Source organism: Bradyrhizobium sp. LB13.1 (assembly GCF_054056815.1).
Genome location: NZ_JBSRYQ010000001.1, coordinates 6514292 through 6539785 on the forward strand (window position 1 = coordinate 6514292; position 25494 = coordinate 6539785).

Below are 25494 nucleotides of genomic sequence, written 5' to 3' on the forward strand. Positions count from 1 at the left end.
CTTCGGCCGTTAACCAATCCTAATTATTTTCGCACACGGGGCACGGCGAGCTCGACCAGGCCGCGCAGGAAGTCGACGAATTCGATGCCCTCCGCCTTCAGCGCCTTGGGATAGAGCGATGACTTGGTAAGGCCCGGCAGCGTATTGGTTTCGAGATAGACCAGGCCCTTGTCCGAGACGATGAAGTCCGAACGGGAATAGCCGGTACAGGACATCGCCCGGTGCGCCAGCATCGATTGCTGCTTCAGTGCGGCGGTGATCTCCGCCGTGAAGCGGCCGGGGCAGATCTCCTGGGTCGACTTCAGGAGATATTTCGCGGCGTAGTCGAAGCTACCCTCGCCCGGAATGATCTCGATCGTCGGCAGCGCGATGATCGACCCGTCCGGCCGCTCCAGCACGCCGCAGGTCGCCTCGACGCCGGCGATGTAGGGTTCGATCACGTATTCTTCGTGCTTCGCCGCGTTGCGGACGGCGACGATATCCTGCTTGGCGTTGACGAAGATCAGGCCGTAGCTCGAGCCATCCTTCGCGGGCTTTGCGATCAGCCGGCCGTATTCGGCGAACGCCTCGTCGATCTCGTCCAGCGCAACGTTGGCCGGCGGCGTCACGCCGCCGAGCGCGGCGAAATGCTTGGCCGCGATCTTGTCGAACGCGAGATGCGAGGAGGCCGAGCCAGATCCGGTAAACGGCACGCCGCGCGCCTCGCACATCACCTGCAATTCGCCGTTCTCGGCACGCCCGCCATGCAGGCCGAGCACCAGCACGCGGTCCTCCGCCTTGGCCTGGTCGAGCGCCTGCGCCAGCGGAATGCCTGATGTACCCGGCTTGAACTCGTCCTCGAACGGGCGGGCATGTTCGAGCAGCTGCTTGGACTGCACGACATGCACCTTGTCCTCGACGTCCCACCACCAGAGATCGGCCTCGGGCAGCGCCTGATGCAGCGCCTGGGCTGACGCGACCGAAACCAGACGTTCGCGGTTGGAGCCGCCGAAGAGGATGGTGATGCGCATGTTCTCTCGTCGCTTGTCCAAATTAGCCGGGAATTCCGATCCGCTTGATTTCCCAGTGTAGCTCAATTCCGGAATTTGCCTTCACCCGTTCACGCACGGTCTCGCCCAGAGTCTCGATGTCGTGCGCGGTGGCGTCACCCGTGTTGATCAGGAAATTGCAGTGCATCTCGGAGACCTTAGCCCCGCCGACGCGCAAACCGCGGCAACCGGCGGCATCGACCAGCTTCCAGGCGGAATGGCCTTGCGGATTCTTGAAGGTCGAACCGCCGGTCTTTTCGCGGATCGGTTGCGCGGTCTCGCGGTGGGTCTGCACCTCCGCCATGCGCGCGCGGATCGCCTCGGCATCCCTGATCTCGCCGCGGAAACCCGCGGAGGTGAAGATGATGGAGGGATCGATGCCGCTGTTGCGGTAGACGAACTTCATGTCGGCATTGGAGAAGACGTGCTTCGTGCCGTCGCGCCCGACGCCTCGCGCCTCGATCAACACGTCCTTGGTCTCACCGCCATTGGCGCCCGCATTCATGCGCAGCGCTCCGCCGATCGTGCCGGGAATGCCGAAGTAGAATTCGAGCCCGCCGATATTGGCGGAAGCGGCGACTTCCGCCACGCGCTTGTCGAGCGCGGCGGCTCCAGCTGTGACGACATCGCCACTCGCGCTCGCCTCGCCAAAGGCACGCGGCGCCAGCCGGATCACCACGCCCGCTATGCCGCCGTCGCGCACGATCAGGTTGGAGCCGACGCCGACGACGTAGACGGGAATGTCGCTTGCGAGATGCGCGAGAAAATAAGCGAGGTCGTCCTCGTCCGCCGGCGTGAACAGCACCTGCGCGGGACCGCCGACGCGAAACCAGGTGAGCTCGGCGAGCGACTGGTTCGCGAGCAGCCGGCCGCGCAGCTCAGGCATCGCGGCTTTGAGAGCGGGGGTGATGTCGGGAAAGCTCACTGCCCTACCCCAGCGCCTTCAATTCGCCGGGGAGCGCATACGCCCATTGCGTGATGTTGCCGGCGCCCAGGCACACCACGAGATCGCCCGGCTTTGCGATTGCCTTGATGATGCCCGCAAGCTCCGGCGCCGCCGGCAGCGGAATCACCTCGCGGTGGCCGTGCGCGCGAAGGCCTGAGACGAAATGGTCGCGGTCGATGCCTTCGATCGGCGTCTCGCCTGCGGCATAGACCTCGGCGACGATCACCGCATCCGCATCATTGAAGCAGGTGCAGAATTCCTCGAACAGCGACTCCAGGCGGGTGTAGCGATGCGGCTGCACCACGGCGACGACCTTGCCGTTGGTGGACTCCCGCGCGGCCTTCAGCACCGCGGCGATCTCGACCGGATGATGGCCGTAATCGTCGATCACGGTGACACCGTTCCACTCGCCGGTCTTGGTGAAGCGGCGCTTGACGCCGCCGAAGCCGGCGATCGCCTTGCGGATCGCCTCGTCCGACACCCCGAGCTCGCGCGCGACCGCAATCGCGGCCGTCGCGTTGGAGGCGTTGTGGCGTCCCGGCATCGGCAGCATGAGATCGGCGATCTCGTGCACGCGGCCGGTCTTGCGATCGCGGAACGCGACCTTGAACTTCGATCCGCCGCCCATCGGGGTCAGATCGAGGAAACGCACGTCGGCCTGCGGATTCTCGCCATAGGTGATGATGCGGCGGTCCTCGATCTTGCCGACCAGCGTTTGCACCACGGGATGGTCGATGCACATCACGGCAAAGCCGTAGAACGGCAGGTTCTCGACGAAGTTTCGGAACGCGTCCTGCACGGCCTCGAAGGTCTTGAAGTGATCGAGATGCTCGGGATCGACATTGGTGACGATCGCGACCTCGGTCGGCAGCTTCAGGAATGTGCCGTCGCTCTCGTCGGCTTCGACCACCATCCAGTCGCCCGCACCGAGACGCGCGTTGGAGCCGTAGGCGTTGATGATGCCGCCGTTGATCACGGTGGGATCGAGGCCACCGGCGTCGAGCAGCGTCGCGACCATCGTGGTCGTCGTGGTCTTGCCGTGGGTGCCGGCGATGGCGACACAGCTCTTCAGCCGCATCAGCTCGGCCAGCATCTCGGCGCGGCGCACCACGGGGATGCGCCGTTCGCGCGCCGCCATCAGTTCCGGATTGTCGCGCTTGATCGCGGTGGAGACCACGACGACCTCGGCGCCGTCGACGTTCTCCGCCTTGTGGCCGACCGAGACCTTCGCGCCGTTCTTGCGCAGACGGTCGAGATTGTAATTGTCGGACGCGTCCGAGCCCTGCACGGAATAGCCGAGATTGAGCAGCACTTCGGCGATGCCGCTCATGCCGATCCCGCCGATCCCGACGAAGTGGATGGGTCCGATCTCGCGCGGCAGTCTCATGCGTTGTTCCCTGACCTTGCCGCCCTGCAAGAGCGGCTCTGGCGATGGTCACGGCCAAATCAGCCGCGGGCCTTTCCTACTGGATGCCCCGCTTTAGAAGGCGAAGACAAGGGCTTTTTCGCGTCAGATTCCCGCAACTTTGACCACAAGATCCGCCAGCCGCTCGGCCGCGTCGAGCCGGCCGGCGCTGCGGGCGGCCTCGGCCATGGCGGCAAGACGCGCGGGCTCGGCGGCAAAGGCGGAGATCTCGGCGGCGAGGCGATCGGAGGAAAACTCGGTCTGCAGGATGCGGATCGCGCCATCGACCTTGGCCAGCACGCCGGCATTGGCGAACTGGTCCTGGTCGATCGCGCCGGGCAGCGGCACGAGGATCGAGGGCCGCCCGATCGCGGCGAGTTCGGCCACGGTGCCGGCACCGGAGCGCGACACCACCAGATGGTTGGAGGCGAGCCTTGCCGGCAGATCTGTGAAGAACGGCGCAAGCTCGGCATTGATCTTGAGCTTGTCGTAGACCGCGCGCACGCGCGCCATGTCCTCGTCGCGCACCTGCTGGGTGAGAACGAGCCGGCTCCACAACGCAGGCTCGAGGCGCTCGATCGCGCCGGGCACGATGTCGGCCATGATGCGTGCACCCTGGCTGCCGCCGACGACGAGCAGGCGCAGCGGGCCGTTCACTTCAGGCGCAGCATATGGCACGTCGGCTGCGGCGAGGATTGCCGGTCGCATCGGCGTTCCGACGGTCGTGGTCTTGCCGGATAGCGCCCGATCGCGGTCGAGCACGCCGGGCAACGACGTCGCGATGGCGCGGACGCGGCTCGACAGGAACCGGTTGGCGCGGCCGAGCACCGCATTGGCGTCATGGATGATGCCGGGCACGCCGGCGAATTTTGCCGCGACCAGCGGCGGCAGCGTCGGATAGCCGCCGAAGCCGACGACGGCGACCGGCTTCAATCGCTTGATCAGGCTGTAAGCGGACAGCGTGCCGGCGGCGAGCGTCAGGCCGGCATAGGCGAGCTGCAGCGGATTGCGGCCGCGCGCGGTCTCGCTCGATACGACGTCGATCATGTCCTTGGTGAACAGCCCGCTGTAGCGCAGCGCGCGCTCGTCGGTAACGAGGCGGACACGGAAGCCGCGCCGGATCAATTCGACGCCGAGCGCCTCGGCCGGAAACAGATGGCCGCCGGTGCCGCCCGCGGCGAGAAGAATCAGGGGGGATTTGTCCATGGTGGGGGAGTTTTACAGTGTCTCCCTCGTTATTGCGAGCGAGCCGGCCAGACTGCCTGATCCTCATCCTGAGGAGCGCATCTTCGCGCGTCTCGAAGGATGCAGGCCCGGCCGGTGGCCTCGCCCTTCGAGACGCCGCGCGTAGCGCGGCTCCTCAGGGTGAGGGTCACGCGTAGCTGCGCATCGCCTCGGCGTGGCCGCTTGCCTCGACCTCCGTGCGCGAGCGCAGCCGCGTCAGCGCCAGCATCATGCCGACGCCATAGGCCAGCGACACGATCGAGGAGCCGCCATAGGAGATGAACGGCAGCGTCATGCCCTTGGCGGGGATGAGCTGGAGGTTGACCGACATGTTAATCGCCGCCTGCACGCCGAACAGGATCGCAAGACCCGAGGCCGCAAAGCGCGAGAACATGTCCTCGTTGGCATAGGCGCGCGACAACGTGCGGATGACGACGAAGGCGAACAGCGCCAGCATGGCGAGGCACAGGATGATGCCGAACTCTTCGGCGGCGACCGCGAACACGAAGTCTGTGTGGCTGTCCGGCAGGCTGCGCTTGGCGATGCCCTCGCCCGGTCCGAGCCCGAACCAGCCGCCGTTGTAGAAGGCTTCCATCGCGGTATCGACCTGGAAGGTGTCGCCGGAGGCCGGATTCATGAAGCGCTTGATGCGGCCGGCGACGTGGGGGACGAACAGGTAGGCACTGAACAGTCCGGCCGCTCCGAGCCCGGCAAGGCCGAACACCCAGATCATCCGCATGCCCGCGATGAAGAACAGCGAGCCCCACACCATCAGGATCAGCATGGTCTGGCCGAAGTCCGGCTCCATCACCAGGAGCGACACCAGCATCAAGAGCAGCACCAGCGCCATCGAGGTCGCCGGCATTTCCGGACGCTTGGTCGATTCCGCAAACAGCCAGGCCGCGATGACGACAAAGGATGGCTTGGCCACTTCAGAGGCCTGGATATTGACGCCGAGCAGCGTGATCCAGCGCCGCGAGCCCTTGACCTCAGGGCCGATCGCGAGCGTCAGCACGATCAGGATGATGCTGACGGTGAAGATGATCAGCGCGCTGCGGCGGATCGCGCGCGGCGACAGGAAGGAGACCCCGAGCAGCACGATGCAGGACGGCACCAGGAACAGCACGTGACGGCTGAAGAAGTGGAAGGGATCGAGCCCGATGCGGGTCGCAACCGGCGGGCTCGCCGCCAGCGACAGGATCACGCCGGTCAGCATCAGCGCCAGGATGGCGCCCATCAGCGGCTTGTCGACGGTCCACCACCACTCGGAAAAGGGGGTGCGTTCTTCACGGGAGAGCATGGCGGCCGCTTTCGGAGAGAGGTCGGTCCATTGGTCGCCGAGGTTGGTTTACGGGGGGTTAATGAGATCGATGAACTTGTGGAGAGTCTCGTGCCCCGGACGCTGCGCAGCGCTATAAGCGCGTTTACGCGCGTCTTCGACACGCTATGGCGGTGCGCTGCAGAGCCGGGGTCTATTGCGGCTTCTCGGTCCCGGCTCTGCGGAGCGTCACTTCGTGCCGCACGGCGTCCGGGACACGGGAGCTCCTACACCACCGGCTTCACACCCGGCAGTGCCTGCACCAATTTGCGGAACCTGGTGCCGCGGATTTCGAAGTTGCGGTACTGATCGAAGGACGCGCAGGCGGGTGACAGCAGGACGACCGCGTCAGTGATGCCCGACGCCTCGGCATCGCGCGCGGCGTGCTCGACGGCGACGTCGAGGGTCTGGCTGATCTCGTGCGGAACTTGCGTGCCGAGCGTGCCGGAAAACTCCGGTGCGGCCTCGCCGATCAGATAGGCCTTGCGGATGCGCGGGAAGTAGCCGGTGAGCCCAGTGATGCCGCCCGCCTTCGGCTTGCCGCCGGCGATCCAGAAGATATCGCCGAAGGACGACAGCGCATGCGCGGTGGCGTCCGCGTTGGTGCCCTTGGAGTCGTTGACGAACAGCACGTTGCCGCGGCGGCCGACCTGCTCCATGCGATGTGCAAGGCCCGGAAAGCTGCGCAGGCCGTTCTGAAGCACATCGAGGCTGATGCCCATCGCGAGCGCGGCGGCTGCGGCGCACGCCGCGTTCTGCGCATTGTGCAGGCCGCGCAGCGAGCCGATGCCACCAAGTCTGGCAACTTCGCTGCGGGCGCCGCCCGAATTGCGCACGATGGTGCCGTGCTCGACATGGATGCCGCTCGCCAACGGGTTCTTGACGGAAATGCGCTCCACCTTCTTGCCTGCGCGATCGAGCCGGTCGGCGATGTCGCGGCAAAACCCGTCGTCGACACCGACGATCGCGGTGCCGCCGCCCTGCACACCGGCAACGAGGCGTTCCTTCACCGCGGCGTAATGCGCGATGGTGCCGTGACGGTCGATATGGTCCTCGCTGACATTGAGCAAAATGCCGACGGAGGGATCGAGCGAGGGCGTGAGGTCGATCTGGTAGGACGACATCTCGATGACGTGGACGCGGCCCATGCGCGGCGGCTCCAGCGACAGGATCGCAGTGCCGATATTGCCGCCCATCTGGGTGTCGTAGCCGGCAACTTTCGTCAGGTGCGCGATCAGTGCCGTCGTGGTCGACTTGCCGTTGGTGCCGGTGATGGCGACGAACGGCGCGTCCGGCGCGTTCCGCCGCCGCTCGCGGCAGAACAGCTCGATGTCGCCGATCACCTCGACGCCCACCTCGCGCGCCTTCAGCACGCTCCAATGCGGGACCGGATGTGTCAGCGGCACGCCGGGCGCGAGCACCAGCGCCGCGAAATTCGCCCAGGAGACGTTTCGCAAATCAGCCGTGATGAAGCCCGCCTGCGCGGCCGTGGCGACGTTCTCGGCACTGTCGTCGGCGGCGATCACCTCGGCGCCGCCCGCTTTCAACGCGTGACAAGACGCGAGCCCCGAGCCGCCGAGGCCGAACACTGCGACCGTCTTGCCGGCAAAGGACGTCACGGGGATCATCGACCGGTCACCGCAGCTTCAAGGTCGACAAGCCGGCCAGCGCCAACATCACCGAGATGATCCAGAAGCGAATCACGATCTGCGGCTCGGTCCAGCCGAGCTGCTCGAAATGGTGATGGATCGGCGCCATCCGGAAGATGCGTTTTCCGGTCATCTTGAACGACACCACCTGCACGATGACGGAGACCGCCTCCAGCACGAACAGGCCGCCGATCACCGCGAGCACGATCTCGTGCTTCACCGCCACCGCGATCGCACCCAGCATGCCGCCGAGCGCAAGCGAGCCGGTGTCGCCCATGAAGATCGAGGCCGGCGGCGCGTTGAACCAGAGGAAGCCGAGGCCGGCGCCCAGCAGCGCGCCGCAGAGCACCGCGAGTTCGCCGGTACCGGCGACATATTTGATCTGGAGATAATCGGCGAACACCGCGTTGCCGGCGAGATAGGCGATCATCGCAAAGCTCGCGGTCGCGATCATCACAGGCACGATGGCAAGGCCGTCGAGACCGTCGGTGAGGTTCACCGCGTTACCGGCGCCGACGATGACAAAGGCACCGAACACGATGAAGAACCAGCCGAAATGCAGCACGGTGTCCTTCAGGAAAGGAATCGTCAGCGCGGTCGACGCGGGATCGCGGTTCAGCCGCACCAGCGCATAGCAGGCGACCAGCGCGATGGCCGCCTCGATCAGCAGGCGAAGCTTGCTGCCGAAGCCCGTCGTGGTCTGCTTGGTCACCTTGAGATAATCGTCATAGAAGCCGACGAAGCCGAAGCCGAGTGTCACTGCCAGCACGATCCAGACGTAGGGGTTGAGCGGATTGGCCCACAGCACGGTGCCGACCGTGAGGCCGGACAGGATCATCAGCCCGCCCATGGTGGGCGTGCCTTTCTTGGCGAGATGCGATTGCGGGCCATCGGCCCGGATCGGCTGGCCCTTGCCTTGGCGGAGGCGCAGATGGTCGATGATCCAGGGCCCGAACAGGAACACGAACAGCGCGCCGGTGACGACCGCGCCGCCGGTGCGGAAGGTGATGTAGCGGAAGACGTTCAGGAAGGTGCGAACGGCACCGAAGCCCGGAAATGTGTTGGAGAGCTCGATCAGCCAGTAAAACATTCAGACGGTCCTATGGCGCTTTCGCACGCGTTTTTGGCCGTGGTTATGGCCGTGTTGGTATTGGCCTCGACGTGCCTCACGCGCATTCGCTGGTCTTCATCATGGGGTCGGGCGACCTCTCAAGAAAACGGACGGTTTCGCGCCGCAAAGGGTGGGATTCGGGAGCAGCGCCTTCCAAGCAGTTTACGCCTTTGCACTGCAAGGCGACCACTAGGCCCGGCACAAACTTGTTGACCCAGAACACCTTCTTGCTGCCCTTGACAACCACGACATCGCCTGCCCTCAGCAGATTTGCGACCTCGCCCGGCTTCAGCGTGACGGGATCGTCGTGCCAGCCGAGACCCTTGCCGGCGGGGAGCACCTCGAAGAGGTGACGCATCAAGGGCCCGACGCAATAGACGCCGTCGATGCCGTTGAGATGCTTGGCGAGGTCGGTGTGATAGCCCGGCGCGCCGTCGCCCAGTTCCAGCATATCGCCGAGCACCGCAATGCGGCGGCCGCTTGTCATGTTGCGCGCCTGGAGGCTTTGCAGCGCAGCAGCAACGCTGGCCGGGTTGCCGTTGAAACTGTCGTCGATCACGGTGACGCCGCCGACCGCTTGCTCGACGCCGCGGCCGGTCATGATGCCGACGCGGTCGAGCTTGGTCGCAAGCGTCGCCGCATCGAGGTTGGCCGCACGAATCGAAGCAAGCGCGGCCAACGCATTCTGCACGCGGTGCGGCGCGCCCGGCGTCAGGCTGAAGGCGATCTCCTTCTTGCCGAGCGCGGCCACGACTTGCCAGCTGTCGCCATGCGGCGCGTGCGCGACCTCGTGCACTTCGGCTTTCTCGCCGAAGCGTGCGACCTTGCCCTTCCAGTCCGGCGCCTTGATCCCGGCGGGCAGCACCAGCACGCCGTCCGAGGACAGGCCGAGGGCGATCGACACCTTCTCGCGGCGGATGGCTTCGAGCGAGCCGAGCTTCTCGAGATGCACCGGCTGGACGTTGACGACGAGCGCAACCGTCGGCCGCGTCAGTTCGCTGAGCCGCGCGATCTCGCCGGTCTGGTTCATGCCCATCTCGACGACCCAGAGACTGGCATCGGGCCGCGCATTGCACAGCGTCAGCGGCACGCCCCAGAAATTGTTGAAGCTCGCCGGGCTGGCATAGGCGCCGGGATAGGCGGCCAGAAACTCCTTGGTGCTGGTCTTGCCGGCGCTGCCGGTGAGCCCGATGACTGGTCCTTTGAAGCGTACGCGTGCGGCACGCGCGAGGCCCCAGAGACCGTCGATCAGCGTGTCCTTGACGACGATCTGGGGAATGCGGATGCCGGCGATCTGGTGCGGCACGATCATCGCGACCGCGCCGGAAGCTTCCGCCTTGTCCGCGAACTCCCAACCATCACGCGCGCTGGCGAAGGCCGAGATGAAGCCGCCGCTCGGCGTGCCGCTCAGCGCGACGAACAGGCTGCCCGGTTTCACCAGCCGGCTGTCCTGGGTGACGACATCGATCGGCGTGTCCGGGAATGATCCCACAGCGCCCAGCGCACGCGCCACTTCGGCCACCGTCCATACTGGCGTGCTCATGCAATCCTCGACGCTAATGCGGCGGCGACCGCCTCGTGATCGCTGAAGGGCAAAACCTCTCCGCCGACGATCTGCCCGGTCTCGTGTCCCTTGCCGGCGATGAGCAGCGCATCGCCCTCTTCCAATTCCTCGATCGCAATGCGGATCGCCGCGGCGCGGTCGCCGATTTCGCGCGCGCCCTTGGCGGCCGCGAGGATCTCGGCGCGGATGGCCTCCGGCTTCTCGCTGCGCGGATTGTCGTCGGTGACGATGATTCCGTCGGCGTTGTCAGCGGCGATCTCGCCCATGATCGGACGCTTGCCTGCATCGCGGTCGCCGCCGGCGCCGAACACGACGATCAGCCTGCGCCTGGCGTAGGGACGTAACGCCTGCAGCGCCTTCGCCAGCGCATCGGGCTTGTGCGCGTAATCGACAAAGATCGGCGCGCCATTGCGTTCGCCGACGCGCTCCAACCGACCCTTGGCGCCTTCGAGATGCTCCAGGCTTGCAAACACATTTGCGGCGTCGCTGCCGGTGCCGATGGCAAGGCCGGCCGACACCAGCGCGTTCTCGATCTGGAATTCGCCGACCAGCGGCAGCCGGATCGCATAGCGACTGCCGCGATGCTCGAGCGCGAGCATTTGCGAAAACCCTTCGACTTCGGCACCGGCGAGACGAATGCCCTCGCCTGCCCCGTCGCCGTTGCGACCGACCGCCATCACGCGCAAGCCGCGCGACTTTGCCGCGTCGATCGCCTCCGCCGAGCAATCATGATCGGCCGAAATCACAGCCGCGCCTCCAGGCTGAACCAGCTCGCGCAACAGGCGCAGCTTGGCCGCGAGGTAATGCGCGACAGTCGGATGATAATCCATGTGGTCGCGCGAGAGATTGGTGAAGCCGCCGGCGGAAACGCGCACGCCGTCGAGGCGATACTGATCGAGCCCGTGCGAGGACGCCTCGAAGGCGAGATGCGTGACCCCCTCGCGCGCGATCTCGTCGAGCTGCCGGTGCAGCGCGATGGGATCGGGCGTCGTCAGCGAGCCGTAGACGGTGCGCTTGGGTGAAACGAGGCCGATGGTGCCGATGCTGGCGGAGGCGTGCCCGAGCCGTTCCCAGATCTGGCGCGTGAACGCCGCGACCGAGGTCTTGCCGCATGGTGCCGGTCACCGCGGCGATGGTCGCGGGCTGCGCGGGGAAGAATCTTGCCGCGGCCAGCGCCAGCGCGCGGCGCGGATTGGCGACCGCGACGAACGGCACCTTGCTGGCCGCCGGCGCATGGTCGCCGACGACCGCCACCGCACCTGCGGCAATCGCGGCATCGATGAAGCGCGCACCGTCGGTCTTGCTGCCCGCAAGTGCGAAGAAGAGATCGCCCGGCTTGACCACGCGGCTGTCGAGGGCAACGCCGTTCACATCGAGCGCCGCGACAGCGGGCTCGAGTGCGGCATCATTGCCCAGAACATCCTGACCTAGGAGGTCGCGCAGCTTCATGGTCTTCCAGTCGACATGCCGCACCCGGAGCGCCGAATCTTCCGGGAAATCCCGACTCAGCGGCGGCAACGGCCCACCCGGTTGATTACTGGGTTGTCCTGGATGCTGCAAGAATAAGGCGCTCGGACGGCGGCAGGTCGAACCGCGGCTCGATGCCCAGAAGCGGCGCGATCCGCTCGATCACCTTGCCGCCGGTCGGCACCGCGTTCCAACCAGAGGTGATGAAACCCTTCGTTTCAGGAATCGCCTGAGGCTCGTCCAGCATGATCAGGATCTGATATTTCGGGTCGTCGCAGGGCATGATCGCGGTGAAGGAATTGAGCACGCGCTTCTTGGCATAGCGGCCGTTGATGACCTTTTCGGACGTGCCGGTCTTGCCGCCGACGTAGTAACCCTTGACGTCGGCGGTCTTGGCGGTGCCGATTTCGGCATTGAGCCGCATCAGGAACCGCATCTTGTCGCTGGTGTCCTGCTTGATCACGCGTTTCGCCATCGCCGCCGCTTCGGACTCCGTGCGCTTCATGAAGGTCGGCGGAATCAAATAGCCGCCGTTCACCAGCGCGTTGATGCCCATCACCGCCTGCAGTGGCGCCACCGACATGCCCTGGCCGAACGCGATGGTGACCGTGTTCAGCTCGCCCCAGCGTCGCGGTATCAGCGGAGCCGCGCTCTCCGGCAGCTCGGTGCGCAGCCGGGTCAACTGGCCCATCTTGGCGAGGAACGCCTTGTGCGCCTCGACGCCCTGGCCGAGCGCGATCCGCGCGGCACCGATGTTGGACGAGAACGTGAACACTTCCTTGGTGTTGATGAAACGTCCGAGCGAATGGCTGTCATGGATGGTGAACTTGCCGTAGTGCAGGTTTCCCCGTGCATCCCACATCGAGTTCAAATTGATCTTGCCGGAATCGAGCGCCATCGCCAGCGTGAACGCCTTGAAGGTCGAGCCCATCTCGTAGACGCCGGTGGTCAGGCGATTGATGCGGTCGGGGTCGTGCGCTTCCTTCGGATTGTTGGGATCGAAGTCCGGAAGGGAAACCATCGCCACGATCTCGCCGGTCTTGACGTTGGAGACGATGCCGGAGGCGGCCTTGGTGTGGTACTTCTCCTTGGCCTTCAGGAGCTCGTCGCGCAGTGCGTGCTCGACGCGCAGATCGACCGAGAGCTCGATCGGCTTTTGCAGCCGGTCGGTGGCAAAGCCCGCGCGGTGGAGATCGGCCAGCCCTTGATTGTCGAGCCACTTCTCCATGCCGGCGATGCCCTGGTTGTCGATGTTGACGAGACCGATGAGGTGGGCGACCTCGTTGCCGGTCGGATAGACGCGCTTGTTCTCGCGCAGGAAACCGATGCCGGGAATGCCGAGCTTGTGGATGTCCTGCTGCTGCTTCGCCGTGATCTCACGCTTGAGCCAGACGAAGCCCTTGCGCGACGACAGGCGCTCGCGAACCTCGACCTCGTCGAGGTCGGGCACGGTGGCGGTCAGGAGCTCGATCGCCTCATCCTTGTCGATGATGCGGCGCGGCTCGCCGAACAGGCTCGACGCTTTGACGTCGGTCGCGAGGATCGCGCCGTTGCGATCGATGATGTCGGGCCGCGCGGTCGCGACCACCTCCTGCGCCGCGGCGCGGCGCGCGCCGTGGGCGTCGGCGCCGATCGCGAACATCACGAGCCGGCCGCCGATCAGGGCGTAGACCGCGACGAAGGCGAGCATCGCCAGGCCGACGCGCGCGCGTGCCTTCGCGGCGCGATCGACGTTGCGCCCATAAAGCAGGCTGCGGATCAGACGCTGCCGCCAGGGCTCAGCCGGCTTTGCTGCAGGTTTGGCCGGGGTCACAGCACTCATTGCTTGTCCTCGGACTGAGGCACGGAGCCCGTCACCGTGTCGGGATCGCTCGCGGCTTCGATGGTGTTGAGCATGGCGCCGATCGGATCCGGCTCGCCCGGCCTGAACATCCGCGGCGGACGCTCGGGCAGGTTCTTCAGTGAATCGTACTGCGTGCCGTTGACCGGCTTGAGCTGCAGATGCCGGTCCGACAGGCCTTGCAGGCGCAGGGGCGCGTCGAGCTTGGCCCATTCGGAGCGCAGCGCCGCGATGGCGTCGCGCTGCTCGCGAATTTCAGCATGCAGCCGCAGCACCTTTTCGGTGCGCGCCGTGGAGTCCATCTTGATCCGGTAAACATAGGCCGCTGCAAAGACCAGCGCGCCGATGACGAGGAGGTGGATGAAGCGCATGCGCTAGCCACCTCTCATGACGTCGGAGAGTTTTGGCCAGGGCGATTGCTCGCCATCGTCATGCGCAGGCGCCGAGGTGCGCTCGGCGGCGCGCAGTTTTGCAGACCGCGCGCGCGGGTTCTGCGCGACCTCGTCTTCGCCTGCGATCACCGGCCGCCGTGTCAAAAGCTGGAAGCTGGGCACAGCCTGCGACACTTCCGGCAGATGCCGTGAGCCGCCACCGGTCTTGCTACGCTCGGCCAGAAAATTCTTGACGATGCGGTCTTCCAGCGAATGGAACGAGACGACCACGAGGCGACCGCCGGGCTTGAGCACACGCTCCGCCGCGGCAAGCGCGGTCTGAAGCTCTTCGAGCTCTTCGTTGACGAAGATGCGCAGGGCCTGGAACGTCCGCGTCGCCGGGTGAATATCGCCGGGCTTGGAACGAACCACCCTGCCGACGAGATCGGCGAGCGCGCGCGTGGTCGTGAACGGCGTCTCCTGCCGGTCCGCGACGATGGCGCGGGCAACGCGGCGCGAATGCCGCTCTTCGCCGAGGAGATAAATGATGTCGGCGAGATCGCCTTCGGAGGCACGCGCCACGACGTCGGCTGCGGTCGGTCCCGCCTGCCCCATCCGCATGTCGAGCGGACCGTCGAGACGGAAGGAGAAGCCGCGGCCGGCCTGGTCGAGCTGCATCGAGGATACCCCGACGTCCATCACGACGCCGTCGACGCCATCGACGCCTTGAGCCGCGCAGATCTCGGCGAGGTTGGAGAAGCGATCTTCAACGAGCGTCAGCCGGCCCGCGGAGCGTTCGACCAGCTCGGCGCCGCCTGCGATTGCGGTGCGGTCGCGGTCGATCGCGATCAGACGGGTTCCCGGCACGTCGAGAATCGCGCGGCTGTAGCCGCCGGCACCGAAGGTCGCGTCGACATAAAGGCCGCCTTCGCGCGGGGCGAGGTGGTCGACCGCCTCGCGGCCAAGAACGGGGATGTGCGGAGCCGAGTTCATGCGCCAAGCCTGCCGAGCGCCCCGCCGGACGTCCATGCGAGATCGGGGACGAACAAGCTCATAACGCCTCGCATGATTCCGCGTCGCGGCGGTTCCACGACCCAACCCCCGTCCAGGATGGTTGCCGAACCCGGTGACCCTGAGCCGCCAACCCAGTGTTCCCAGTGGAATTTGTCGGGCAGCCATGGGATTTCAAGCCAAAATACGCTTTGGCCGCCTCCGGACACGGGTCGGCTCTTCATCTCTCAGTAACGGCCCTTAGCGTTAAGAAAGCGTTGATCGGCTCGTGACAAGTCGAAAAGCTGACGCGACGGTGATGCTGCATCCACACACCTGCGCCAAAATGCACCCGTTAACCCCGTCTCCCGATTGCGCACGGTGGAGGGTAAAGAAATAGTAAAGAGAAGGGCTTGGCCCACTCTCTGTCTGTCTCGAGCTGTTTATGTCGTCCGGTTCGTCCACGCCGTCTGGATCTGATTCGAAGCGTCAACGCGTTCTCCCGGTTCCCAAGGCCGCGGCGAACATGCGGACGTTCGAGCCGGATTCCTCGATCGTCTCCGACATCATCCCCTCACCGAACCATGGCGACCGCAACAAGGGCCGGCAGCCCGATATGATCGTGCTGCACTACACCGGCATGCCCGACGTCGAAGGTGCATTGGCGCGGCTCTGCTCCGCGGGCACCGAGGTGTCGGCGCACTACGTCGTGCTGGAAGACGGCCGTATCGTGCAATGTGTGCCGGAGGCCAGGCGCGCCTGGCATGCCGGCGTTTCGTCCTGGGGCGGCCAGGATGACATCAACTCCTGCTCGATCGGGATCGAGATCGTCAATCGCGGCCATGACTGGGGCTATCCGGAATACCCGCTGCGCCAGATCGCCGCCGTGATCGCGCTGTGCCGCGGCATCATGCTCCGTCGCAAGGTGCCCGCGCACCGGGTGCTCGGCCATTCCGACGTCGCGCCCGCGCGCAAGAAGGATCCCGGCGAAAAATTTCCGTGGCATTCGCTGGCCAATTCAGGCGTCGGCCACTGGGTCACGCCCGCGCCGGTCGTGCGCGGCGAGAGCCTGATGCTCGGCACCATCAGCGACGAGGTGTTGAGCCTGCAGCAGGCGCTCGCCAGATACGGCTACGGCGTTCCCTTGACCGGCAAATACGACGCCGGGACGATGGAAGTCGTCACCGCGTTTCAGCGGCACTTCCGGCCGGCGCGACTGGATGGAGTCGCGGATCACTCCACCCTGTCGACCTTGCAGGCGCTGTTGGGGAGCTTGCCGGCCGAGGGGACGGTGGTCGCGTCAAAATAGCTGACGTCTTCGACAACATGACCTCTTGCTCCGTCATGCCCGGGCTTCCACGTCTTTGTCGCGCAGGAAGAACGTGGATGGCCGCGACAAGCCCGGCGATGACGGAAACTCAGTTCATCTCCCTCACTCTTCGCGCGTAGAGCCGTCGCAGCGGCTCGAGCTGCGTCGCCTCCGTCGCCGTAGCATACGCCTCCATCGCCTCCTCCTTCCGGCCGAGCCGCCGCAACAGATCCGCCCGCACCGCCGGCAGCAGCTCGTAACCATCGAGCCCGCCGCGGGCGGCGATCGCATCCACCAGATCGAGCGCGCGTGCCGGTCCGTCGACCATCGACACCGCCGCCGCGTGATTCAGTTCAACCACCGGCGACGGGTTGATGCGTAGCAGGACCTCGTAGAGCCCGGCAATCTGCGGCCAGTCGGTCTGCTCATAGCTCGGCGCACGCGCATGCAGTGCGGCGATCGCGGCTTGTACTGCATAGGGCTGCGGCCGGCCGGGCACGCGTAGCGCGTCGTCCACCATACGCAGGCCCTCCTCGATCTGTGCACGGTCCCACCGTGAGCGGTCCTGCTCTTCCAGCAGCACGATATCGCCGGCGGCGGTCTCACGCCCGGCGCGGCGCGCATCGTGCAGCAGCATCAGCGCCAGCAGGCCCTTGATGCCGGTCCGATCGGGTAGCAGACGATCGAGCAAACGGCCGAGCCTGATAGCCTCGGCCGCGAGATCGGGCCGCATCAAATCCGCACCCGACGTCGCCACATAGCCTTCGGTGAACACGAGATAGATCACGGCGAGTACACCGTCGAGCCGCGGCACCAGCGTGTCGCGCTCGGGCACCTCATAGGGAATGCCGGCGAGCCTGATCTTCTGCTTGGCGCGGACGAGACGCTGCGCCATCGCCTCCTCACCGACAAGGAAGGCGCGCGCCACCTGCGCGGTGGAGAGCCCGCAGACGGTGCGCAGCGTCAGCGCGACCTGGACCTCGGGCGCGAACGCGGGATGGCAGCAGGTGAAGATCAGCCGCAGCATGTCGTCGTCGAGCATCGCCGACGGCTCGTCGGTCGCCTGCGCGTTCAGCTCGAGCTCGTGCACAAGTGCCTGCTGCTTGCCGCGGAAGACGGCCTGCCGGCGAATCCGGTCGATCACCTTGTGCTTGGCGACGTTGACCAGCCAGGCGCGCGGGTTGTCGGGAAACTCGCCCGCCGGCCAGTGCTCCAGCGCAACCGCGAAGGCGTCCTGGAGCGCATCCTCGGCGAGATCGAAATCGCCGACGAGGCGGATCAGCGTGGCCAGCGCCCGCCCCGCCTCGTCGCGGAAGATTTTGTCGATCTCGGACAGTGTCATGCGCCGATGCGCGGCTGCGCCATCACTTGTCGTAGACCCAGATCGGCCGCACCTCGATCGAACCGATGCGCGCCGACGGAATCCGGGACGCGATCTCGATCGCAGTATCGAGATCCTTGGCCTCCACGAGATAATAGCCGCCGAGTTGCTCGCGCGTTTCGGCAAACGGGCCGTCGGTCGTCAGCGTCTTGCCGTCGCGCACGCGGACCGTCGTCGCGGTCGTGGTCGGCTGCAACCGGTCGCCGGCCTTGAAATTGCCGCTCTGGATGATGCCTTGCGTGAAGGCCTGGTATTCGCTCATCATCTTCTGGGCCGTGGCAGCGTCGTTCTTCGCGTATTCGACCTCATTCTGGTAGATCATCAGCAGATACTGCATCGCTTCACTCCTGTGTGTTCGGGGGATCACCGACATCCAGTCGAACGGGGCACGCACCAAACGACATGTTCAGGATAAATTATCTGAAGGTCGCGTGCGCGGCGATATCGGCTTGACGGAACCGTCGCAAATGCTCCATGCGTAAGCCGTCAGTCGGCCGGACGGCCGCCCCTGTAAGTGCCGAAAGGCCGCCGGGGAGGAAAGTCCGGGCTCCCTTGACATACGGTGCCGGATAACGTCCGGCGGGGGCGACCCCAGGGAAAGTGCCACAGAGAACGAACCGCCCTGCTTCGCCTTCGGGCTTCGCAGGGTAAGGGTGAAAAGGTGCGGTAAGAGCGCACCGCGGCTCCGGCAACGGCGCCGGCATGGTAAACCCCACCGGGAGCAAAACCGAATAGGGACGGCGTAGCGGGCTGTTCGCGAAAGCGATAACGCCGCGGGGCGATGTCAGGCCCGCCGTCCGGGTAGGTTGCTCGAGGCCATGTGCAAACATGGTCCCAGAGGAATGGCCGTCACGTATCGTTCGCGCAAGCGGACGATGCCTTACAGAACCCGGCTTACAGGCCGGCTGATATTCTAAAGCGTTTTCGAGCAGAAGAAAACGTGTCTACCAAGAAGTGACGAGGGGTTCGATGCTGACCGCATCGGGCCCCTCACCATTTTGGGGCTCGTTATCCGACGATCTCTTGCAACACCGCCATCAGCGCCTCTGGCGCCGTGACGTTCGGTGTAGCGGCCAGTCGCGCGATGTAAACGCTACGGCCTCCAGGCCGCGCGCGGATCGGCTTTCACGAAGACGGGTGCAAGCTGACCGGCCTCGCGCCGCAGCTTGCCTGGCTCAAAACCGTGCATGCCGATCTGCCACTGCAGCCCGACGATGGCGCCCTTGGTCGGTTGCAGCAGCGCGAGCGAAGCGAACAGCGTCACCGGCAGCCACACCGCCAGTTGCAACCAGACTGCCGGCGCATAGGCGGTCTCGACCGCGAGGATCGCCGGGACCACGAGATGGCCGACGACGACCATCACGAGATAGGCCGGAAAATCATCGGCGCGCTGGTGAAACAGCTCCTCGCCGCAATGGTCGCAGGCGTCAGCCACTTTCAGGAAACGGCCGAACGCATGCCCTTCGCCGCAATTCGGGCATTTGCCCACGAAACCGCGCCACATCGCTTTCGTGAGCGAGACTGAACCGGTTGCCATGACAGCACCTCTTCCTTTCCGCTGATCCATACAATACTATCTTGTATCCATACATTCAAAGGATATGGGCTCAAATTGCATGGATTGGACTCCTACAATCTCGGAGCTGAATGGCCCGCGTTATCAACGCATCGTCGATACCATGGAGGCCGACATCGCCGCGGGCCGCCTCGTACGCGGGCAGCAACTCCCGACGCAGCGCGCCCTCGCAAAAGCGCTCGGCATTGACCTCACCACGGTGACGCGCGCCTATACCGAGGCACGCCGCCGCGGCATCATGGAAGCCCGGGTCGGCCAGGGTTCGTTCGTGTCCGAGACCAGCGCGCGCCGCGCGGTCGATCTGCCGCACCCCGTCGCGATCGACCTCTCGATGAACGTGCCGCCGCATCCGCTCGAAGCGCAGCTGGACGAGCGAATCATCGCAGGGCTCGAGGCCATCCGCGCGCAATCGGGCCTGACCGCGCATCTCAACTACCAGCCGCCCGGCGGCAGCGCACATGAGCGCGCGGTCGCAACGCGCTGGATGCGCGCACGCGTTCCGCACGCGCATGCCGACAAGCTCGTGATCTTTCCCGGTACGCAGACGATCCTGTTCAACCTGCTCGCCCATCTCGCCAGGCCCGGCGACGTGGTGCTGACGGAGGCGCTCACCTTCCCCGGCATCAAGGCCGCCGCGGCGCGGCTCGGCGTCAAGCTCGTCGGCGTCGCCATGGATGACGGCGGCGTCCTGCCTGACGCGCTGGCGAAAGCGTGTCGCGCGCATAAGCCGAAAGCGGTCTATCTCATCCCGACGCTGCACAACCCAACCACCGCGACGCTTCTCCCCGAGCGCCGCAGCGCCATTGCAAGGATCATCAGCGATGCCGATACGATGCTGATCGAGGATGACGCCTACGGTCTGCTCGACCGCTCCGCATTGCCGATCGCCAATCTCATTCCGGAGCGGACATATCTGGCGACCACGCTGTCAAAGTGCATCGCGCCGGCGCTACGGGTGGCCTATCTGGTGACGCCCGACGAGAGCTCCCAGCAGGAAATGCGCAACTATTTGCAGGCGACCGTGCAGATGCCGGCGCCGCTTATGGTCGCGCTGGTGACGCATTGGATCGAGACCGGCATCGCCGATCGCATCATCACCGCCATTCGCAACGAGGCGATCGGCCGCCAGCAGCTCGCACAGCGGACGTTGAAGGGTTTTCAATTTCTGGCCAAGCCCCGCAGCTCATCATCTATGGCTGCGGCTGCCGGAGGGCCGCCCCGACGTCGCAGCGCATCTGTTGCGAAATGGACTCGCAGTGGTCGCAGGCGAGGCTTTCACCGTCGACGGGACGGCGCCACACGCGGCGCGCGTCTCGCTTGGCGCAGCGCGCAACAGAGCGGAATTGACCGAAGCGCTGCGCATCCTGGTCGGCGCGCTGCACAGGCCCGCCGACACCAGACAGATCGTCTAGCAATACTTATCGATGCTGGCGGCGATGGTGGTGGGAGCGAACAGCCGGCGCGACGGGGGACGGATAGGCCGCATAGGCCTCGCTCGGCGCAACGGTCTCGCCGCGGGCCGCGCGCGCGGCGGGCGTGAGCTGGCCGCCATTCAGAACATCGCGGTCCGGATGGGCAGCCTGATAGGCCGCAGGCTCGGAAAACTGCGCCTGCGCCATTGTCGGCATCAAAGTCGCCGCCGACAATAGCGCGGCTGCAACGGCAATCTTCGTGCGGGTCATCGTCCTTCTCCATATTCTCATTCGGGTGACCGGCCGATCGAACCGCATGATGGCGTCGGGCGGACCCCCAGATTGCAGTACGAGCATCATGTGGGCCTGTCTTTCGCGAACGCCCGCCGTCGGGGATCACGCTTGCGTGCAGTTTTGAAATTGACCGACACGGCCGCAGCTGTGCTATGCGAGCGATGGCGATCAACAGTTCGGGATCGCCCAGATAACAGGGACAATCTGTTGGATACGCTCATCTACGCGCTGCTGCTGTTCGGCGCATTGGCCGGGGGCTTCGTCTCGGGCCTTGCCGGATTCGGCACGGCGCTGATGGCGCTCGGCATCTGGCTCTACGTGCTGCCACCGTCGCTCGCGGTGCCCCTGGTGCTGATCTGCTCGGTGATCGCGCAGAGCTCGACACTGCCGTCGATGTGGAAGAGTTTTGATGTCTCGCTGGTCTGGCCGTTCCTGATCGGAGGACTGATCGGCGTGCCGCTGGGCACCATGCTGGTCGCCTCCGCCGATCCAAAAGTGTTCAAGATGAGCGTCGGCGTGCTGCTGCTGATCTTCTCGAGCGCGCTGTACCTCAACAAGAAGCCGCTCGCCATTGCCTTCGGCGGTCGGATCGCCGACGGCGCGATCGGCTTTGCCGGCGGCATTCTTGGCGGTCTCGCCGGATTGTCGGGCCCGCTGCCAATCCTGTGGGCCAACATCCGCGGCTGGAACAAGCACGAGCGGCGCGGCATCTTCCAGCTCTTCAATTTCACGGTGCTCGCCACCGCTTTGGTGTTGCAGACGGCCTCGGGCCTTGTTGAGTTCAAGGTCGTCTGGCTCGCGGTGGTCGCATTTCCGGGCACGCTGATCGGCGCATGGGTCGGCGCGCGCGTCTATCACGCATTGAGCGACAAGCATTTTGGCGATGTCGTGCTCGGTCTGTTGTTTCTGTCGGGCCTCGGCCTCGTCTGGAACAGTTTTGGCACGCACTAAATCCGCATTTTCTTCGCGGCCAGCGCCATGCCGCCGGCAATGCCGACGCCGAGCACGTAGATCCAGCTCCCGGCGAAATCGAACAGATGCGAGTCGGTCATTTGGCCCCTTGCAGCCGTCATCCCCACGGCGCGGCAAATTAGCCGGAGCCGTGGGGCGGGGACAAGCGATCGCTACGCGGGCGCGCGTGCAGGAGACGGCACGGGTTCGGGTGCAGCCTGCTCTGGAGCCGCCTCGTGCACCACCAGACGCTTCCCGAATTCGCGGCGTAGCAGCCACAAGCTCAGGCCCGCCTGCAACGTGGTTGCCGCGATCGACAGGTACCAGACGTACTCCATCCGAAAGCCCGGCCGCGTCGACAGCCAGATCGCCGGCAGCGAATAGGTGAACACGCGCGTTGCCGAGCTCCACAACACAGGCTTGGTATTGCCGAGGCCCTGGAACATGCTCGAGCAGGTGAAGATCAGGCCCTGCGCCACCATGTTGAGCGAGATGATCCGCAGGAACAGGAAAGCGACCTCCATGGTCTCGCGATCGTTCGAGAAGCCGGCGAGCAGGAGCTGCGGCTTCGACTGAGCAAGGCACATGAAGCCGATCATCACGGCACTGGTGATCAGCGCCGCCTTGACGAAGGTTTCGCGCACGCGCTCGCCTTTTCCGGCGCCCATGTTCTGGCCGGCGATCGGCCCGACGGCGAGCGCAATCGCAAGCGCCGGCATCTGGATCAGGCCCAGCACACGTTGTCCGATCCCGAAACCCGCCTGCGCCGCCGCGCCGAAATCGCGCAGCACGAAATAGACCACCGCCATGAGGATGAACATCATCGCGAACTCGCCGCCGGCGGGCAGACCGACGTTGAGAATGCGCTTCAGATGGTGCGCCTGCGGACGCCACTGCGCCGGATTGAAGGCGACATAGCGCTCGACCTTGCGGAAATACGCAAGCAGCATCACGACGCCGATCAACACCGCGACCGAACTCGCCAGCCCCGCGCCGGCAACGCCGAGCGCATGGCCCGTGCCCCAGCCCAAAATGAGGACCGGCGCCAGCGCGATATTGATGACCACCGCAAGCGCCTGCACCAGCATGACGGGACGTACGATGCCGGTGGCCCGCAGCGCGGATCCCATCACCTGGGTCGCGAACTGCAGCGCGAGCGCCGGCATGAACCACAACAGATATTTGGTCCCCGCCTCGATCGTGGCTTGATCCGCGGCAACCGAACGCATGTAGGCGCGCGACAGCGCGGCGCCTGCGACCAGGGTCAACAGGCCGAACAGCACCGACAGCACGATCGCCTGGTTGAAGATCAAATTGGCATCGGGCCGATCCCTGCGACCCACCGCATGCGCGATCAGCGCCACCGAGCCGACGCCGAGCACCTGCATCAGCGCGTTGACGAGAAAGCCGGCATTGCCGGCCGCCGCCACGCCCGCGACCGCGGCATCGCCCAAGCCCGAGACGAAGTACAGATCGACCAGCTGGCAGAGCATGATCGTGATCATGCCCACCATGATCGGGGCGCGGTGCCATGGCCAGGATGTGCTTCGCGACGGAGCCGTTGGTCAGGTCTTTCATGTCATCCCACCCCTTGACGACGCAGCCTCCGGATCTTCGTCCGCCGGCCGCGCGTCACTCATTCAGCTGCTGCGAGATGTCCGAGCTCCACCACCTGGCGCTCGAACAGTCCGCGATAAATGCCGTCTGGCTTGGCCGCGAGCTTGGCATGCGTGCCTTGCTCGACGATCTCGCCGCGGTCGAACACCAGGATCCGATCCATGCTCCGCACCGTCGACAGCCGGTGCGCGATCACGATCGAAGTCCGGCCCCTCATCAGCCGCTCCATCGCTTGCTGGATCAGCGCCTCCGATTCCGAATCGAGGCTCGATGTCGCCTCGTCCAGGATCAGCACCGGCGCGTCCGCCAGGAAGGCGCGCGCCAGCGCCACGCGCTGCCGCTCGCCGCCCGAGAGTTTGACGCCGCGCTCGCCGACAAGCGTGCCGTAGCCCTTCGGCAGGCGCAGGATGAAGTCGTGCGCATTCGCCAGCCTCGCCGCCTGCTCGATCGCCTCCACGCTGGCCCCGGGCCGGCCATAGGCGATGTTCTCGGCGAGCGAGCGGTGAAACAGGATCGGGTCCTGCTGCACGATCGCGATCTGGCTGCGCAGCGCTTGCTGCGTGGCCAGCGCGATGTCCTGCCCGTCGATCAGCACGCGGCCGCCGGTGACGTCGTAGAGCCGCTGCACCAGCTTGACGAAGGTGGTCTTGCCGGAGCCGGAACGGCCGACGAGACCGACGCGTTCGCCGGCGCGGATCGTGACCGACAGTCCGTCGTACAGCGGCGCGCTATGGCCGCCATAGTGGAACGTGACGCCGTCGAACACGATCTCGCCGCTCTCGATCGCAATCGGCCGCGCGCCCGTCGCATCCGCAATCCCGATCGGCTCGTCGTGGATCGCCACCAGCTCCTCCATGTCGTTGACCGAGCGCTGGAGGTTGTTGATGTGCATTCCGACGTCGCGCAAATAGGCGTGGATGACGTAGTAGCTCGTCAGCACATAGGTGACGTCGCCGGGCGAGGCATGCCCGGACATCCACAGCAGCACCGCGCCGCCGATCACGGAGGCGCGCAAGACCAGCAGCAGCGAGAGCTGCGCCATGGCGGTGGTGTTGTAGCGAAGCCAGGTCCGCCGCACGCGCACGCGCCAGCGGTTGATGACGCGGGCGAGCCGCGCATCCTCGCGCGCTTCGGCGCCGAAGGATTTCACCACGGCGTTGCAGGTCAGCGCATCCGCCAGCGTGCCGCCGACCTTGGTGTCCCAGGCGTTGGAGGCGCGCGCGGCCGGCGCGATGTAGCGCGTCGAGAACAGCACCGTCATCGTGACATAGACCAGCGCGCCGAGCGCGATCACCCCGCCGAGCGAGGCCCAGTGCACGCCGAGCAGGACCATCGACCCGATCAGCACGACCAGCGAGGGCAGCAGCGCCAGCAGGACGGTGTCGTTCAACAGGTCGAGCGCCCACATGCCGCGCGTGATCTTGCGCACGGTCGAGCCGGCGAACGAGTTGGCGTGCCAGTCGGTCGAGAAGCGCTGCACGCGCATGAACGCGTCCTGCGCGACCTCGGACATGATCTTCAGCGTGAACGGCACGATCACCTGCAGTCCTGCGAGCCGCAGCACCATCGAGGCCGCGCCGAGCGCCACGATGGCGCCGAACGCGACCAGCGCCGCGTGACGCGCATCGGAATCCGACGGACCGCGCGTCAGGGCATCGATCAGGTGCCCCGAGAATACCGGCATGAACAAGTCGGCGGCGGTCGCGCCCAGCAGGCTGCCAACGACGACAAGCGTACGCCCCGGCTGCTTCAGCCAGTGCCGGAACACGAAGGGCAGCACGACGCGTATCGCTGCGGGCTTTTTTGACAGAGCGGTCATGGCATCATCCGGCCGCTTTTGGCGCAGGCCGGCTCCATTGATGGACGCAGGCCGGCCGCGAGGGCCGAGACGGCGTCACTTGAACTTGGCTTTGACTTGGGGAGCGGAGCGATCGGGACTGGAAGCCCAATCGAAGCTGGCGGAAGAGGCCTCTAGGAGGCCGAGCACATACCGAGCCAGAACATCATCGAGCGCGGGCGTGCGATCTGCGAATGCGACGAA

The 25494-nt window shown here is 65.7% G+C and carries 17 protein-coding genes, 1 other RNA gene and 4 pseudogenes; 4 read left to right on the top strand and 18 right to left on the bottom strand.

The window, feature by feature from the left end:
* Positions 1–23 precede the first annotated feature (23 nt).
* The 12 genes and pseudogenes from ACVWYI_RS31525 to rsmH form a co-directional block, all read right to left on the bottom strand.
* Positions 24–1010: a D-alanine--D-alanine ligase family protein gene (locus tag ACVWYI_RS31525; protein WP_456664108.1), complete on the bottom strand. Its 987-nt coding sequence runs from the start codon at positions 1008–1010 to the stop codon at positions 24–26.
* 22 nt (positions 1011–1032) lie between these two features.
* Complete coding sequence (gene murB / locus ACVWYI_RS31530) at positions 1033–1953, bottom strand: UDP-N-acetylmuramate dehydrogenase (RefSeq protein ID WP_456664109.1); 921 nt, start codon at positions 1951–1953, stop codon at positions 1033–1035.
* A gap of 4 nt (positions 1954–1957) precedes the next feature.
* Positions 1958–3361: a UDP-N-acetylmuramate--L-alanine ligase gene (gene murC / locus ACVWYI_RS31535; RefSeq protein ID WP_354049299.1), complete on the bottom strand. Its 1404-nt coding sequence runs from the start codon at positions 3359–3361 to the stop codon at positions 1958–1960.
* Positions 3362–3484: 123 nt separating this feature from the next.
* Entirely contained in the window at positions 3485–4585 is a 1101-nt protein-coding gene (gene murG / locus ACVWYI_RS31540; protein WP_354049297.1) for an undecaprenyldiphospho-muramoylpentapeptide beta-N-acetylglucosaminyltransferase, read from the bottom strand.
* Between the two features lie 166 nt (positions 4586–4751).
* Positions 4752–5903 carry a putative lipid II flippase FtsW gene (gene ftsW / locus ACVWYI_RS31545; RefSeq protein ID WP_247442556.1) on the bottom strand — a complete coding sequence of 384 codons (1152 nt, stop codon included), beginning with the start codon at positions 5901–5903 and terminating at the stop codon, positions 4752–4754.
* A gap of 245 nt (positions 5904–6148) precedes the next feature.
* Positions 6149–7549 (bottom strand): UDP-N-acetylmuramoyl-L-alanine--D-glutamate ligase, encoded by a 1401-nt coding sequence (gene murD / locus ACVWYI_RS31550; RefSeq protein WP_456664110.1) that lies wholly within the window; start codon positions 7547–7549, stop codon positions 6149–6151.
* Between the two features lie 7 nt (positions 7550–7556).
* Entirely contained in the window at positions 7557–8660 is a 1104-nt protein-coding gene (gene mraY, locus ACVWYI_RS31555; protein ID WP_247347744.1) for a phospho-N-acetylmuramoyl-pentapeptide-transferase, read from the bottom strand.
* Between the two features lie 190 nt (positions 8661–8850).
* Positions 8851–10224: pseudogene (locus tag ACVWYI_RS31560) on the bottom strand (UDP-N-acetylmuramoyl-tripeptide--D-alanyl-D-alanine ligase); the annotation flags it as partial.
* Positions 10221–11694 (bottom strand): annotated as a pseudogene (locus ACVWYI_RS31565) (UDP-N-acetylmuramoyl-L-alanyl-D-glutamate--2,6-diaminopimelate ligase). The pseudogenes ACVWYI_RS31560 and ACVWYI_RS31565, both read right to left, overlap by 4 nt.
* 85 nt (positions 11695–11779) lie before the next feature.
* Positions 11780–13534: a peptidoglycan D,D-transpeptidase FtsI family protein gene (locus ACVWYI_RS31570; RefSeq protein WP_456664111.1), complete on the bottom strand. Its 1755-nt coding sequence runs from the start codon at positions 13532–13534 to the stop codon at positions 11780–11782.
* Positions 13531–13923 (bottom strand): cell division protein FtsL, encoded by a 393-nt coding sequence (gene ftsL, locus ACVWYI_RS31575; protein ID WP_456648837.1) that lies wholly within the window; start codon positions 13921–13923, stop codon positions 13531–13533. The genes ACVWYI_RS31570 and ftsL overlap by 4 nt, the downstream gene beginning before the upstream one ends.
* 3 nt (positions 13924–13926) lie before the next feature.
* The gene (gene rsmH / locus ACVWYI_RS31580; protein WP_354104598.1) at positions 13927–14916 is read right to left on the bottom strand and encodes a 16S rRNA (cytosine(1402)-N(4))-methyltransferase RsmH; all 990 of its coding nucleotides are present in this window, start codon (positions 14914–14916) and stop codon (positions 13927–13929) included.
* Positions 14917–15439: 523 nt separating this feature from the next.
* Between rsmH and ACVWYI_RS31585 the strand changes: the two genes are divergently transcribed.
* Complete coding sequence (locus ACVWYI_RS31585) at positions 15440–16222, top strand: N-acetylmuramoyl-L-alanine amidase (protein WP_354104597.1); 783 nt, start codon at positions 15440–15442, stop codon at positions 16220–16222.
* A 109-nt stretch (positions 16223–16331) separates the two neighbouring features.
* Here the strand turns inward: ACVWYI_RS31585 and ACVWYI_RS31590 are convergent, their stop codons facing one another.
* Both ACVWYI_RS31590 and ACVWYI_RS31595 read right to left on the bottom strand, forming a co-directional pair.
* Positions 16332–17564, bottom strand: coding sequence for an RNA polymerase sigma factor (locus ACVWYI_RS31590; protein WP_354104596.1), 1233 nt, complete (start codon positions 17562–17564; stop codon positions 16332–16334).
* 22 nt (positions 17565–17586) lie between these two features.
* A complete protein-coding gene (locus tag ACVWYI_RS31595; protein WP_247347753.1) occupies positions 17587–17940 on the bottom strand; it encodes a YciI family protein in 354 nt (117 codons plus the stop codon).
* Between the two features lie 149 nt (positions 17941–18089).
* Between ACVWYI_RS31595 and rnpB the strand changes: the two genes are divergently transcribed.
* Positions 18090–18516: RNase P RNA component class A (rnpB, locus tag ACVWYI_RS31600), an RNA gene on the top strand.
* Between the two features lie 180 nt (positions 18517–18696).
* On the opposite strand, the gene ACVWYI_RS31605 is transcribed toward rnpB, so the two are convergent.
* Positions 18697–19170: a DUF983 domain-containing protein gene (locus tag ACVWYI_RS31605; protein ID WP_456664112.1), complete on the bottom strand. Its 474-nt coding sequence runs from the start codon at positions 19168–19170 to the stop codon at positions 18697–18699.
* 49 nt (positions 19171–19219) lie between these two features.
* On the opposite strand from ACVWYI_RS31605, the pseudogene ACVWYI_RS31610 reads away from it, so the two are divergent.
* Positions 19220–20591 (top strand): annotated as a pseudogene (locus ACVWYI_RS31610) (aminotransferase-like domain-containing protein).
* Positions 20592–20597: 6 nt separating this feature from the next.
* Here ACVWYI_RS31610 and ACVWYI_RS31615 read toward each other — a convergent pair.
* Positions 20598–20861, bottom strand: a complete 264-nt coding sequence (locus ACVWYI_RS31615; protein ID WP_456664113.1) for a hypothetical protein — start codon at positions 20859–20861, stop codon at positions 20598–20600.
* Positions 20862–21092: 231 nt separating this feature from the next.
* On the opposite strand from ACVWYI_RS31615, the gene ACVWYI_RS31620 reads away from it, so the two are divergent.
* Entirely contained in the window at positions 21093–21836 is a 744-nt protein-coding gene (locus tag ACVWYI_RS31620) for a sulfite exporter TauE/SafE family protein (RefSeq protein ID WP_456664114.1), read from the top strand.
* 173 nt (positions 21837–22009) lie between these two features.
* Here ACVWYI_RS31620 and ACVWYI_RS31625 read toward each other — a convergent pair.
* Together ACVWYI_RS31625 and ACVWYI_RS31630 are read right to left on the bottom strand one after the other, a co-directional pair.
* A pseudogene (locus ACVWYI_RS31625) lies at positions 22010–23414 on the bottom strand (MATE family efflux transporter).
* A 58-nt stretch (positions 23415–23472) separates the two neighbouring features.
* A complete protein-coding gene (locus tag ACVWYI_RS31630; protein WP_456664115.1) occupies positions 23473–25272 on the bottom strand; it encodes an ABC transporter ATP-binding protein in 1800 nt (599 codons plus the stop codon).
* Positions 25273–25494: the final 222 nt, after the last annotated feature.

What these genes read in the sequence shown, in the direction of transcription:
- ACVWYI_RS31525 (WP_456664108.1), bottom strand. Translation starts at nt 1,010, where the DNA reads ATGCGCATCACCATCCTCTTCGGCGGCTCCAACCGCGAACGTCTGGTT.
- ftsL (WP_456648837.1), bottom strand. Translation starts at nt 13,923, where the DNA reads ATGCGCTTCATCCACCTCCTCGTCATCGGCGCGCTGGTCTTTGCAGCG.
- ACVWYI_RS31630 (WP_456664115.1), bottom strand. Translation starts at nt 25,272, where the DNA reads ATGACCGCTCTGTCAAAAAAGCCCGCAGCGATACGCGTCGTGCTGCCC.
- ACVWYI_RS31615 (WP_456664113.1), bottom strand. Translation starts at nt 20,861, where the DNA reads ATGACCCGCACGAAGATTGCCGTTGCAGCCGCGCTATTGTCGGCGGCG.
- murD (WP_456664110.1), bottom strand. Translation starts at nt 7,549, where the DNA reads ATGATCCCCGTGACGTCCTTTGCCGGCAAGACGGTCGCAGTGTTCGGC.
- rsmH (WP_354104598.1), bottom strand. Translation starts at nt 14,916, where the DNA reads ATGAACTCGGCTCCGCACATCCCCGTTCTTGGCCGCGAGGCGGTCGAC.
- murG (WP_354049297.1), bottom strand. Translation starts at nt 4,585, where the DNA reads ATGGACAAATCCCCCCTGATTCTTCTCGCCGCGGGCGGCACCGGCGGC.
- murC (WP_354049299.1), bottom strand. Translation starts at nt 3,361, where the DNA reads ATGAGACTGCCGCGCGAGATCGGACCCATCCACTTCGTCGGGATCGGC.
- ACVWYI_RS31585 (WP_354104597.1), top strand. Translation starts at nt 15,440, where the DNA reads ATGCGGACGTTCGAGCCGGATTCCTCGATCGTCTCCGACATCATCCCC.
- ftsW (WP_247442556.1), bottom strand. Translation starts at nt 5,903, where the DNA reads ATGCTCTCCCGTGAAGAACGCACCCCCTTTTCCGAGTGGTGGTGGACC.
- mraY (WP_247347744.1), bottom strand. Translation starts at nt 8,660, where the DNA reads ATGTTTTACTGGCTGATCGAGCTCTCCAACACATTTCCGGGCTTCGGT.
- ACVWYI_RS31590 (WP_354104596.1), bottom strand. Translation starts at nt 17,564, where the DNA reads ATGACACTGTCCGAGATCGACAAAATCTTCCGCGACGAGGCGGGGCGG.
- ACVWYI_RS31595 (WP_247347753.1), bottom strand. Translation starts at nt 17,940, where the DNA reads ATGCAGTATCTGCTGATGATCTACCAGAATGAGGTCGAATACGCGAAG.
- ACVWYI_RS31570 (WP_456664111.1), bottom strand. Translation starts at nt 13,534, where the DNA reads ATGAGTGCTGTGACCCCGGCCAAACCTGCAGCAAAGCCGGCTGAGCCC.
- ACVWYI_RS31605 (WP_456664112.1), bottom strand. Translation starts at nt 19,170, where the DNA reads ATGGATCAGCGGAAAGGAAGAGGTGCTGTCATGGCAACCGGTTCAGTC.